Annotated in this window: 9 protein-coding genes; 6 read left to right on the forward strand and 3 right to left on the reverse strand. The window is 31.1% G+C overall.

Annotation, left to right across the window (positions count from 1 at the left end):
- Positions 1-1,114: 1,114 nt before the first annotated feature.
- Entirely contained in the window at positions 1,115-2,140 is a 1,026-nt protein-coding gene (locus tag Q0L44_RS02255) for a LacI family DNA-binding transcriptional regulator (RefSeq protein ID WP_296634725.1), read from the reverse strand.
- A 141-nt stretch (positions 2,141-2,281) separates the two neighbouring features.
- On the opposite strand from Q0L44_RS02255, the gene Q0L44_RS02260 reads away from it, so the two are divergent.
- From Q0L44_RS02260 to pdeM, 6 genes are all read left to right on the forward strand, one after another.
- Positions 2,282-3,328 carry a sugar kinase gene (locus Q0L44_RS02260; protein WP_015481768.1) on the forward strand — a complete coding sequence of 349 codons (1,047 nt, stop codon included), beginning with the start codon at positions 2,282-2,284 and terminating at the stop codon, positions 3,326-3,328.
- 12 nt (positions 3,329-3,340) lie between these two features.
- Complete coding sequence (locus Q0L44_RS02265) at positions 3,341-4,009, forward strand: bifunctional 4-hydroxy-2-oxoglutarate aldolase/2-dehydro-3-deoxy-phosphogluconate aldolase (RefSeq protein ID WP_296634732.1); 669 nt, start codon at positions 3,341-3,343, stop codon at positions 4,007-4,009.
- A 153-nt stretch (positions 4,010-4,162) separates the two neighbouring features.
- A complete protein-coding gene (locus tag Q0L44_RS02270; RefSeq protein WP_296634734.1) occupies positions 4,163-5,182 on the forward strand; it encodes a ligase-associated DNA damage response exonuclease in 1,020 nt (339 codons plus the stop codon).
- A gap of 2 nt (positions 5,183-5,184) precedes the next feature.
- Complete coding sequence (locus Q0L44_RS02275) at positions 5,185-6,771, forward strand: ATP-dependent DNA ligase (protein WP_296634735.1); 1,587 nt, start codon at positions 5,185-5,187, stop codon at positions 6,769-6,771.
- Between the two features lie 122 nt (positions 6,772-6,893).
- Positions 6,894-9,338, forward strand: coding sequence for a ligase-associated DNA damage response DEXH box helicase (locus Q0L44_RS02280; protein ID WP_296634737.1), 2,445 nt, complete (start codon positions 6,894-6,896; stop codon positions 9,336-9,338).
- The gene (gene pdeM, locus Q0L44_RS02285) at positions 9,335-9,997 is read left to right on the forward strand and encodes a ligase-associated DNA damage response endonuclease PdeM (RefSeq protein ID WP_296634739.1); all 663 of its coding nucleotides are present in this window, start codon (positions 9,335-9,337) and stop codon (positions 9,995-9,997) included. The genes Q0L44_RS02280 and pdeM overlap by 4 nt, the downstream gene beginning before the upstream one ends.
- A 211-nt stretch (positions 9,998-10,208) precedes the next feature.
- Here pdeM and thrC read toward each other — a convergent pair whose 3' ends face one another.
- A complete protein-coding gene (thrC, locus tag Q0L44_RS02290) occupies positions 10,209-11,492 on the reverse strand; it encodes a threonine synthase (protein WP_296634741.1) in 1,284 nt (427 codons plus the stop codon).
- A 1-nt stretch (position 11,493) separates the two neighbouring features.
- Positions 11,494-12,423, reverse strand: a complete 930-nt coding sequence (locus Q0L44_RS02295; protein WP_296634743.1) for a homoserine kinase — start codon at positions 12,421-12,423, stop codon at positions 11,494-11,496.

Genomic DNA, 12,423 nt, shown 5'->3' on the forward strand with positions numbered 1-12,423 from the left:
CAAAGTCCTGAAGATCCTGGAACTGGGTTTTAAATCCATAAATTAAAAAATATTCTTTTAGAAAGTCAGATGCTATAGCATCTGGCTTTCTTTTTTTTATGAATAAACTATATATTGGTTACCAAGATGGAATTAATATTAGTCTACAATAGGCATATCTTCCTCCTTCAATTAAGCTATTTCTAATCCTCTTAAATAGGTTAAACTTACATTTATTATATTTGAGTAAACTAAATTGACTATGAAAAAACTACTTCTTCTTTCCGCTTTATTAATCTTTGCTTGTTCAAGTGATGATAATGCTGTTAAGAGTAATACTTCAACTAATCCATCTAGAAGATAAGAATACCTCATAAGGTTGAAAAAGTAATTTCACCAGCAGCATTAATATTATCATCAATAACTGAAATTATTGAAGTTGTTGAAAATGAGGAAGAAATTGAAGAAACAGTCATTGAATCAACTGAAATCGATGAGGAAGAAACAGATGAAAACACCCCTGAATCTAAAAATATTCAACTTGCAATTATTACTGATCCAAATGGAACAACTAATGTTCGATCAGGAATGGGAACTAATAATCCGGTCATTTATAAATTGAAAACAAACATCCATTCCTCTCTAGTTTTTTTACTGTATACGGTGTTTTGTAGAAAATCTACTTTACATACTTTACAATGTTTATTTTTTTGTTTCATATATTAACTAAGCTCACCAGTAACTTAACTTTTAGAATACAATATAACCACTTTATAATTATTTTTTTATACGTCCCGAGCAGCCTCTCGAGCAACCCCAAAAACCAAAAAACCCGTAAGTCATTGTTTATAAATGAGTTACGGGATAATTTTGTGGAGTCAAGAGGAGTAAAATCGAACTATTTTAGGTCTGACTTAGGTGCTTTTAGAAAAAATTATTCTTGGGAATAAAAAGTGGAGGCTGAGGGAGTAAAATCGAACTATTTTGGGCAGGATTTAACTATTTTTAAATGAAAAATAAGTCAATTTTCTCCTAAATTTTCAAAAAAAATTAGGATTTGATTCGAAAACAGGTCAATAGGGACAACAAAAGCAACTAATTTTCGAAAGAAGCTTAGTTGCTTTTTTTATGATCCCTATTTTCGTTTAGATGAAGCTCTCACAATAAGTTCTGCCTCCAGAATATTTTTCTTTAAAGTTTGGTTTAATTGATCTTGATCTTTGTACTCCAAAAATGTTTTAGCAGCTATTCTGCCAATTTCATAACTATGCTGATTTACACTTGTAATTTTAGGACTAACCATGTCTGTAAAGGGTTCATTTCCAAAACCTACCAAAGCAATATCATCAGGTATAGAAATATTTTGTTCTTTTAGAAGTTCTAATACTCCTAAAGCAGCATAATCTCCAGCAACATAAACAGCATCTGGTCTGTCTTCAAGATTTAATAAATCTTGCATTTTTAATCTACCATCTTCTTTGGATAAATTGCTTTCTATAAGCAATTCTTCATCTAATGGTAGATTATGCTTTTTTAAAGCATCTATATATCCTCTAATTCTGTTATTATAAATTCTGGTTCTTTTAAAACCACCAATATGGGCAATTCTTTTACAACCTTGTTCTACTAAATGATCTACAATAATGTGACTGCTGTTATAATCATCAATTCCTATATAATCTACATTTAAGTCGTTTTCACCTCTATCAAAAGTTATTAAAGGTATGCCAGCTGCCTTAATTTTTTCATAATGAGCTAAATCAACAGTTTCATTGGCCATAGATGCAATAATGCCATCCACTTGTGTAAAAAGTAAAGCATCTATATTAGCACATTCTTTTTTGTAAGATTCGTTAGATTGCGTAATTATTATATTATAACCTTCTGTATTCAGGCCTTCTTCTATATTATGAATTACAGATGAGAAGAAATTACTATTCGTTTTTGGCACAATAACTCCAATAAGTTTGCTTTTTCCACTTCGTAAAGCACTTGCTAAATGATTGGGCTGATAATTTAAATTTTCAGCAACTTGTCTTACAGCTTTCTTAGTTTTTTCGCTAATTCTGCTATCATTATGCAATGCTTTAGAGACTGCAGCAGTTGAGATATTTAAGACATTTGCAATATCTTTTATGGTAGTTTTGTTTTTTTTCGCCAAATTTATATATATTTGCTTAATCGTTTAAACAAAAGTACGGTTTGAAAGGTTAGAATCAAAACAAATTGTAAAATATAGGTTTTGATTTTATTTTGACACATTGGTTAAACGTTTAACTAAATTTAAATTTTATAATATTACATGGGAAAAGTAGTAACATTTGGAGAAATCATGTTAAGATTAGCTCCACAAGGATTTTTAAGATTTTCACAAGCAAATAACTTTGATGTAGTTTATGGTGGAGGAGAATCTAATGTAGCAGTTTCATTAGCTAACTATGGTGTTGATGTAGATTTTGTAACACGTTTACCAAAAAATGACATTGGTGAGTGTGCAATGATGGAAATGAGAAAACGTGGAGTTGGAGTAGATAAAATTGTTTATGGTGGAGATCGTTTAGGAATTTATTTCTTAGAAACAGGAGCTGTATCTAGAGGTTCTAAAGTAGTTTACGATAGAGCACATTCTGCAATTTCAGAAATTGAATCTGGAATGATAGATTGGGATAGCGTTTTTGAAGGTGTAGAATGGTTTCATTGGACAGGTATTACACCTGCAATTTCTCAAGGAGCAGCAGATGTTTGTTTAGAAGCAGTAAAAGCAGCAAGCGCCAAAGGAGTTACTATTTCTACAGATTTAAACTATAGAGCAAAATTATGGACGTATTGTGATGATGCTCATAGAGAAAAAATCATGACAGAAATTACTTCTTATTGTGACATTATATTAGGTAATGAAGAAGATGCCGAAAAGCATTTTGGAATTCATCCAGAAGGTCTAGACGTTCATAAACATGGTCATGATGTAAAAGCAGAAGCTTTCTTATCTGTTTGTAAACAAATGATGGAAAAGTTTCCAAGAGCTAAAAAAGTAATTACAACATTAAGAGGTTCTATTTCTGCTTCTCACAATACATGGGCTGGAGTTTTATATGATGGTTCTAAAATGTACGAAACTCGTCAGTATCAAATTACAGATATCGTAGATAGAGTTGGTGGAGGAGATTCATTTATGGGAGGTTTAATCTACGGATTATTAAAGTACCCAGAAGATGATCAAAATGCATTAGACTTTGCAGTTGCAGCTTCATGCTTAAAACATACAATTAAAGGAGATGCTAACCTAGTTACAGTCTCTGAAGTAGAAAAATTAATGGGAGGAGATGCTTCTGGTAGAGTAGCAAGATAAAACCAAGAAATTATGGCACAATATTCAAGATTAGAAGTAGCACAAGTAATGAAAGATACAGGTTTAGTGCCTTTATTTTTTAATAGTGATATAGAAGTAAGTAAGAAGGTTTTAAAAGCTTGTTATGATGGTGGTGCAAGATTATTAGAATTTACAGCACGTGGTGATTTTGCTTTAGAAGTTTTTACAGCATTAACAAAATATGCCATTGCAGAATTACCAGGTATGATTATGGGTGTTGGTTCTGTAACAGATGCAGCAGCAGCTTCTTTATACATGCAAAATGGTGCAAATTTTATTGTAACTCCAGTTTTAAGAGAAGATATTGCTTTGGTTTGTAATAGAAGAAAAGTACTATGGTCTCCAGGTTGTGGTTCTTTAACAGAAATTGCAAGAGCAGAAGAATTAGGGTGTGAAATCGTAAAGTTATTTCCAGGTGGAATTTACGGTCCAGATTTCGTTAAAGCAATAAAAGGACCTTGTCAATGGACGAGCATTATGCCAACAGGTGGTGTATCTCCAACAAGAGAAAATTTAGAAGGATGGTTCAATGCAGGTGTTACTTGTGTTGGAATGGGATCAAAATTAATAGCCAAAGATGCTAATGGTAATTTTGATTTAGATAAAATTGAAAATATGACAAAGCAAGCCTTAGATATTATTAAAGATTTAAGGAGCTAGTCAGTTATTTGATTATTTAAAACGCGAAAAACTCCAACTTTTAAGTTGGAGTTTTTTATTGTTTCTTTTTTGGAATGTTATCAAATAAAGAATTATTAAAATGGATTGTAAGGAAACTGCAATCCATTTTTTATCTTTACTAAAATCTACATTTTGAAGTTTATAAAATTCACAAAAAAAGGCATTTATTGCATTCCAGGTAAATTCTACTTAGATCCATGGTTTCCTGTAGATTATGCTATTATTTCTCACGGTCATGCAGATCATGCAAGATGGGGTAACAAGTATTATTTATGTCATAATGATTCTAAAGCGATATTAAAACATAGAATTGGCCAAGATATTTCTATAGAAAGTATGGGTTATAATGAGCCTAAAATGATAAATGGAGTTCAAGTTTCTTTTTATCCTGCAGGTCATATTATTGGTTCTGCACAAATACGTTTAGAATATAAAGGATATGTAATAGTTTTTTCTGGTGATTATAAAACGCAACCCGATTTTATTTCAGTGCCTTTTGAGCCAGTAAAATGTAACGAATTTATTACTGAAAGTACGTTTGGTTTGCCTGTTTATAAATGGAAAAGCGAACTAGATTTACAAGCTGAACTTCAAAATTGGGTATTACAAAATCAACAAAATAACAGAACCAGTGTTTTTTTAGGGTATAGTTTGGGTAAAGCTCAAAGAATTATGAAATTGGTAGAAGGAGTTGATGATGTTTATGTACACTCAGCAATCAATAATTTTAATAAAACTATCTCAGGTTCAGGTATTACAATTCCAGAAACAACTTTAATAAAACCGGATTTTGATAAAAAAAACATCCAAAATAAAATCGTAATTCTTCCACCAGCATTATTGGGTTCTAAATTATTAAAACGAATTCCAAATGCTGCAACTGCTATTTGTTCTGGTTGGATGCACATTCGTGGAAACAGAAGATGGAAAGGTGTAGATGCAGGTTTTGCTGTAAGTGATCATGCAGATTGGGATGGTTTATTAGAAGCTGTAAAAGCTACAGAAGCAGAAAAAGTATATGTAACTCATGGCTCACAAGCCGTGTTTTCTAAATATTTGAATGAAATTTGTATAGAAGCACATGAATTAAAAACAGAATATGGAGAAGATGAATTGGCAAAGCAAGACATTTTAAAAACTGAAACTGCTTAGTTATGAAAGACTTTTCTAATTTAATAAGTGCCATAGAAATCACGAATAAAACAAATGCTAAAATTGAAGCTTTAGTTAATTATTTTAAAACTGCTCCAGACAAAGATAAATTGTGGTTAATTGCATTATTTACAGGTAAAAGATCAAGCAGACCTGTAAAATCAAATTTAATGAAAGGTTGGGTGATGGAAATTACGCAACTTCCTGAATGGCTTTTTTTAGAAAGCTATTCTTCTGTGGGTGATTTAGGTGAAACCATTGCTTTGCTTTTACCAAATCCTGAAAATAAAATTGAAAAACCACTGAATGTTTGGATTGATGAACTCATCAATCTAAAATCAGAAACAGACGAAGAAAAGAAAGCATATGTTTTAAATGCTTGGAATGGTTTAAAAGCTCAAGAGCGTTTAATTTTTAATAAACTAATTGGTGGTAGTTTCAGAATTGGAGTTTCTAAAAAAACACTAGTAAATGCATTAGAAAAATTATCAGGTATAGATGCCAATCAATTAATGCACAGTATTATTGGTAATTGGACCCCAGACACCATCACTTTTGATGAATTGTTGAGTGGAGAACACATTAATTACGACAATTCTAAACCTTATCCCTTCTGCTTGGCTTATGCTTTAGAAAAAGATTTAGAAGATTTGGGTAATGAAAATGATTGGCAAGTAGAATACAAATGGGATGGAATTCGTGGTCAAATCATTAAAAGAGAAGATGAGGTTTTTATTTGGTCTAGAGGAGAAGAATTAGTTACACAGCAATTCCCAGAAATTGTAGAAGCAGTCTCTCAATTGCAAGGAAGTTTTGTAATTGATGGAGAAATTTTAGCCATAAAAGACAGTACAGTATTGCTTTTTAATGATTTACAAAAACGTTTAAATCGTAAAAATGTAACTAAAAAATTACTAGAAGAAGTACCTGTTGGTTTGTATATTTATGATATTTTAGAAATTGATGGCATAGATTTACGTGAAAAGTCTATGGCTGTTAGGCGTTTAAAATTAGAAACCTTATTTAAACAGAATAAAAGTGATATGCTTAAATTGTCTGAGGTTATCAACTTTAAGAGTTGGAACGAATTAGATGATTTAAGAAATGCTGCCAGAAGTTTCAATTCTGAAGGGTTAATGCTAAAAAAGAAATCTTCCATATATCATGTAGGTCGTAAAAAAGGTGATTGGTGGAAATGGAAAGTAGATCCTTTAACTATAGATGCTGTAATGATTTATGCTCAAAAAGGTAGTGGAAGAAGAAGTTCTAAATACACAGATTATACGTTTGCAGTTCAAAATGATGACAATTTAGTAACTGTTGCCAAAGCATATTCAGGTCTAACAGATAAAGAAATTACTGAAATTTCTAGATGGGTAAATAAAAACGCCATCGAAAAATTTGGGCCAGTAAGAACAGTAAAGCCAGAATTGGTTTTTGAAATTGCTTTTGAAGGTATTGCCTACAGTAAACGTCATAAAAGTGGAGTTGCCTTACGTTTTCCTAGAATGAAACGTTGGCGAAAAGATAAAACATTAAAAGATATTGATACTATACAAACCGTAAAAGCATTAATTGAAGTAAACTAAACTGCATATGAGAATCAATAGAAATGATAGAAAATAGCAGAAATGTCAGTTCAAGTGATTTTCTGACAAAGGAAGAAAATTGTATCGAGAATATAATAAACACAAAAAACTAAAAACCAAACTTGAGCAACTTTAAACAAACCCAAGGTTATCGAATCATTCAAAGTTGGATGGAAGAAAAAGGCCACGAACCTTTTAGTTTTCAATCACAAACTTGGGAACGTTATCACAATAATTTTAGTGGTATGGTTGTAGCTCCAACAGGTTTTGGAAAAACATTTTCTGTTTTTTTAGGTGTTGTTATCGATTATTTAAATCATCCCAACAAATATAAAAAAGGGTTAAAATTAATATGGATTAGTCCTTTAAGATCTTTAGCAAAAGATTTGGCAAAAGCCATGAATGATGTAGTAGCAGAAATTGGTTTAGATTGGGCTGTTGAGGTTAGAAATGGAGATACACCAACCAAAGATAGAAGACGTCAAGAGCGTTTAATGCCAGATGTTTTATTAACAACTCCAGAAACCTTACACTTACTATTTTCTCAGAAAAAAAATTCAAGATGGTTTAAAAATGTAAACTGTATTGCTGTTGATGAGTGGCATGAATTGTTAGGTTCAAAACGTGGTGTTTTAACAGAAATAGCAATTGCCAGAATAAGAAATTTATTACCAAAATTAAGAATTTGGGGAATCTCAGCAACCATTGGTAATTTAGAAGAAGCCAAAGATGTTTTAATTCCTTATGATGTAAAAACTACCATGATTCGTGCTAAAGAAAAGAAGAAAATTAAAATTACTTCTTTATTGCCAGATCAAGTAGAAGAATTGTCTTGGGCAGGTCATTTAGGTAAACAAATGAGCTCAAAAATAATTCCTATTATCTATGAAAACACAACTACTTTAATATTTACAAATACAAGAAATCAAAGTGAACTTTGGTATCAAATAATTATTGATGAAGAGCCAGATTTAATTGGTCAAATAGCCATACATCATGGTTCTATAGATAAAGTGCAACGAAATTGGATTGAGGAAGCAATTTCACAAGGGTTATTAAAAGCAGTAGTTTGTACATCTTCTTTAGATTTAGGTGTAGATTTTAAACCTGTAGATTGTGTAATACAAATTGGTTCTGCAAAGGGTATTACGCGTTTTATGCAAAGAGCAGGTAGAAGTGGGCATTCACCTTTTGAAACTTCAAAAATGTATGCAGTTCCTACACATTCATTACAGTTAATAGAAGTTGCAGCAGTAAAAGAAGCCGTAAAACAAAACGAAATTGAAGCTAGGCAACCTTATGTATTAACCTATGATATATTAGTTCAATTTTTGGTAACACTTGCTGTTGGTGAAGGTTTTAAACCAAAAGAAACTTATGAGTTTATCAAACAAGTTCATGCTTTTCATTTTTTGACCAAAGAAGAATTTGATTGGTGTATACATTTTATAACTCAAGGAGGAAACACCTTAAAAAGTTACGAAGAGTTTCATAAAGTGGTTTTATATGATGATGGTTTATACAGAGTCAAGAGTAGAAGAATTGCCATGAACCACAGAATGAATATTGGTGTGATTGTAAGTGAGGTTATGCTGTTTGTAAAGTTCTTTTCTGGAGGTTATATTGGTATGATTGAAGAGTATTTTATTTCAAAACTAAAAAAAGGTGATGCTTTTGTTTTAGGAGGTAAAGTTGTAGAAATTCAACAAATAAAAGACATGACAGTCTTAGTGAAAAGAAGTAAAAAGAAAAAAGCAATTACCCCAAGTTGGTTGGGTGGAAGGTTACCTTTAACTTCAGGATTAACACATTTTTTACGTTTAAAATTAAGTGATGCGCTTACTCCAAACAATAGAGAAAAAGAGCTTAAATTTTTACATCCTTTATTAAAAAGACAAGAAGAAAATTCTCACATTCCAAGACATGATGAATTTTTGATTGAAATGATTGAAACAAAAGAGGGTTTTCATTTGTTTGCCTATCCTTTTGAGGGTAGATTAGTGCACGAAATCATGGCTTCTTTAATTGCATATAGAATTAGTCAAATTAAAAAGTTAACGTTTACAATTGCCATGAACGATTATGGTTTTGAGTTGTTGAGCGATCAAGAAATTCCGCTAACAGAAGAAAATATGAATGCCATTTTTTCTAAAGAAAACTTAATTAAAGATGTTACAACCAGTATCAATGCAAGTGAAATGGCTTCTCGTAAATTTAGAGATATTGCAGTTGTTGCAGGTTTAGTTATACAAACACAACCAGGAAAACGTAAAACAAATAAGAGTTTACAATCATCATCAGGTTTAATTTTCAGGGTTCTAAATGATTATGAACCTTCTAATTTGTTATTGAAACAGGCTTATAATGAGGTGTTTGATTATGAGTTAGAAAAAGTACGTTTACAAGCTGCTTTTCAACGTATTTCTAACAGTAAAATTATTTTAAAAAAAGCACGTAATTTTACACCTTTGAGCTTTCCTTTAAAAGTAGACAGCTTAAGAGGTACAATGAGTAATGAAAATTTAAGTAAACGTATAGAGCGTATACAAAAGCAGGCTTTAAAATGATGCAAAACATTTCGATTATTTCTAAAACAATACCATGTAATGATGAGGTTTTAGAGCTAACCAATCAACGTGTTATTTATTGGAAAACCCAAAAAAGTTTAATTTTAAGTGATTTGCATATTGGTAAATCTGCACATTTTCAAAAAAGCGGAATTCCAATTCCTAAAAATGTTTTGACCACAGATTTAAAACGCTTAAAACAGCTTATTCAGCACTTTAATGCAGAAAATTTAATTATTGTAGGTGATTTATTTCATGCAGGATATAATTCAGATTTAGATGAATTTAAAGATTGGCTAACACAATTTTCGAATTTAAAAATTCAATTGATAAAAGGCAATCATGACCGATTTTCGAATGCAATTTGTGAACAGTTTCAAATTGAAGTTTTTAAAAAAGATTATTTTTTGAATTGCTTAAAGTTTGTGCATGATTTTAAAGAGCCCTCTAATGATTTTTTTACAATTTCTGGGCATACGCATCCAGGCGTTTTTATAAAAGGTAAAGGCAGGCAACGTATAAAATTACCTTGTTTTCAGGTTACAAAAAATCAATTAATTTTACCTGCATTTAGTTTGTTTACAGGTTTAAATACAAGAAGTGCACCTAAAAATTGTAAAAATTATTGTTTTACAGATGATGGAATTTTTGAACTATAACTTATTAGAATTATGTTAGATTTTTTTAAAGAAGAACCATCAATATTAAAAGTAGTGTACGCAATAACTTTTGTGTTATTTTGGTATTATAGCTATTGTTTTTTTTACAGATACACCTTTACTTCATAAATATATTCCTATAATTATGAACTGTGGAATTCTTCTTTTGATTTTTAGAAAGATGAATTATAATTCAAAACAAAGAAAATAACTATGTATTCAGATAGTTTTTCAAATCTTCATAAGAGCTAATTTTTAAAGCTACCTTTTCTTTATCAATCACTTTTTTAATTTGCTGAGGTATTTCAACTTTAACAGGCAAAGTACTTTCTACAACATCTAAAAATTTAACAGGATGTGCAGTTTCTAAAAAAACTCCAATTTCATTCTCTTTTAAACCATACTTTTCTAAACCTAAATAGCCCACAGCTCCATGAGGATCTGAAACATAACCAGAAATATCATAAATATCCTGCATCTTTTCACGAGTTTCATCATCAGAAAAAGAATAAGAAGAAAACGAATTTTTTAAAGTTTCTAAATCATTATTAAATAACTCTCTAATTCTAATAAAGTTACTAGGGTTACCAACATCCATAGCATTAGAAATGGTTGCTTTAGATGGTTTTGGTTCGTAAATTCCACTTTCTAAAAAGTTAGGTACAGTATCATTAACATTGGTAGAAGCTACAAAATGTTTTACTGGTAAACCGAGTTTTTGAGCCATGATTCCTGCACAAATATTTCCAAAATTTCCACTTGGTACAGAAAATACGATGTCTTTCTTTTTTTGATGAAGCTCTTTGTAAGCAATGAAAAAATAGAACATTTGAGGCAACCATCTTGCAATATTTATAGAGTTTGCAGAGGTTAGATTTCTTGCAATTTCATCATCTAAAAAAGCTGTTTTTACCATTTCTTGGCAATCGTCAAAAACACCATCAACTTCCAGAGCTGTAATGTTTTTTCCAAGTGTTGTGAGTTGCTTTTCTTGAATATCGCTCACTTTTCCTGAAGGATATAAAATAACTACATTCACACTTTTTGCATCCAAAAAACCATTGGCAACAGCACCTCCTGTATCTCCAGAAGTGGCTACTAAAACGGTTACTTCCTCATCATTATTTGTATTAAAGTATTCTAAACATTGAGCCATAAATTTGGCGCCAACATCTTTAAAAGCCATTGTTGGCCCATGAAAAAGCTCAAGAGAAGCAATATTATTAGTGATTTCCACAATTGGGAAATCGAACGTTAATGTGTGTTTAATGATGTCTTTTAAAATGTCTTCTGGTATTTCATCACCCACAAATTGTTCAATCACCTTAAATGCGATTTCATGATTGGTGAAGTCAGAAATATTTTCGATAAATTCAGAAGATAAAGCTGTAATTACATCAGGAAAATAAATGCCTCTATCTTTTGCTAAGCCTTCTATAACTGCTTTTTTAAAAGTAGTTTTAGGTGAATTATGATGTAAACTATAATACTGCATATTAATTCGATTCTAAAATTTTAATTCCTTTTTCATTAATTTTTGAGGTAAATAAAGTAAACTCTATTCCTGTGTTTTTATAACTTTCGTTAATGGCTGAGTGTACTTTTTTAGCATCTTCATCACCCTTACACAATGCAAAAATAGTAGGCCCTGAACCAGAAATTCCTGCACCTAAAGCACCTGATTTTATGGCTGCATTTTTAACTTCATCAAAATGTGGAATTAGTTTTTTACGATAAGGTTCTACAATAATATCAACCAAAGAGTTACTTATTAATTGATAATCTTCAGTATATAAGCCACTAATTAAACCACCAACATTAGCCCATTGAGTAATGGCATCTTTTAAGTCTATTTTAGTTGGTAAAACAGCTCTTGCATCTTTTGTTTTTACTTCAACTTGAGGATGAATAGCTACCAATTTTAATTCTTTTGGTACGGGTAATTTTATAATTTCTAAAGGTTCATAACTTCTGATTAAAACGAAACCACCATAAATTGCAGCGGCTACATTATCTGCAATTTGCGAACCACAGGCTACTTCTTCACCAAACATGGCAAATTTTACCAATTCTAATTCAGAGTAAATATTTCCTAATAATTGATTTGCACCAAATGCAGCACCTGCAGCACTTGCAGCAGAACTCCCTAATCCACTTCCAGGAGAATAACCTTTAGAAATAGTTAAAGAAACTCCAAAATCGGCATTTGCTTCATTTAGCATTTTTTGAACCACAGCACTTGCAGCATTTTCATCTACCTTGTAAGATAAACTTGCGCCAGAAATGGCAGTAATTTTCACTCCTTTTTCTGCTGTTTTTGTAAATGTCATTTCGTCACCAATAGTATCTGCAGCTAACCCTAAAGAGTCGAAACCACAAGAAACATTGGCTACAGTTGCAGGAGAAAATAGTTTTAAATAGTTCAT

Origin of the sequence: Polaribacter sp., assembly GCF_024639685.1 — a bacterium.
Taxonomy (GTDB): Bacteria; Bacteroidota; Bacteroidia; order Flavobacteriales; family Flavobacteriaceae; genus Polaribacter.

Coding starts and splice junctions, on each gene's coding strand:
- Q0L44_RS02265 (WP_296634732.1), top strand. CDS start 3,341: ATGGCACAATATTCAAGATTAGAAGTAGCACAAGTAATGAAAGATACA.
- Q0L44_RS02275 (WP_296634735.1), top strand. CDS start 5,185: ATGAAAGACTTTTCTAATTTAATAAGTGCCATAGAAATCACGAATAAA.
- Q0L44_RS02295 (WP_296634743.1), bottom strand. CDS start 12,423: ATGAACTATTTAAAACTATTTTCTCCTGCAACTGTAGCCAATGTTTCT.
- Q0L44_RS02260 (WP_015481768.1), top strand. CDS start 2,282: ATGGGAAAAGTAGTAACATTTGGAGAAATCATGTTAAGATTAGCTCCA.
- thrC (WP_296634741.1), bottom strand. CDS start 11,492: ATGCAGTATTATAGTTTACATCATAATTCACCTAAAACTACTTTTAAA.
- pdeM (WP_296634739.1), top strand. CDS start 9,335: ATGATGCAAAACATTTCGATTATTTCTAAAACAATACCATGTAATGAT.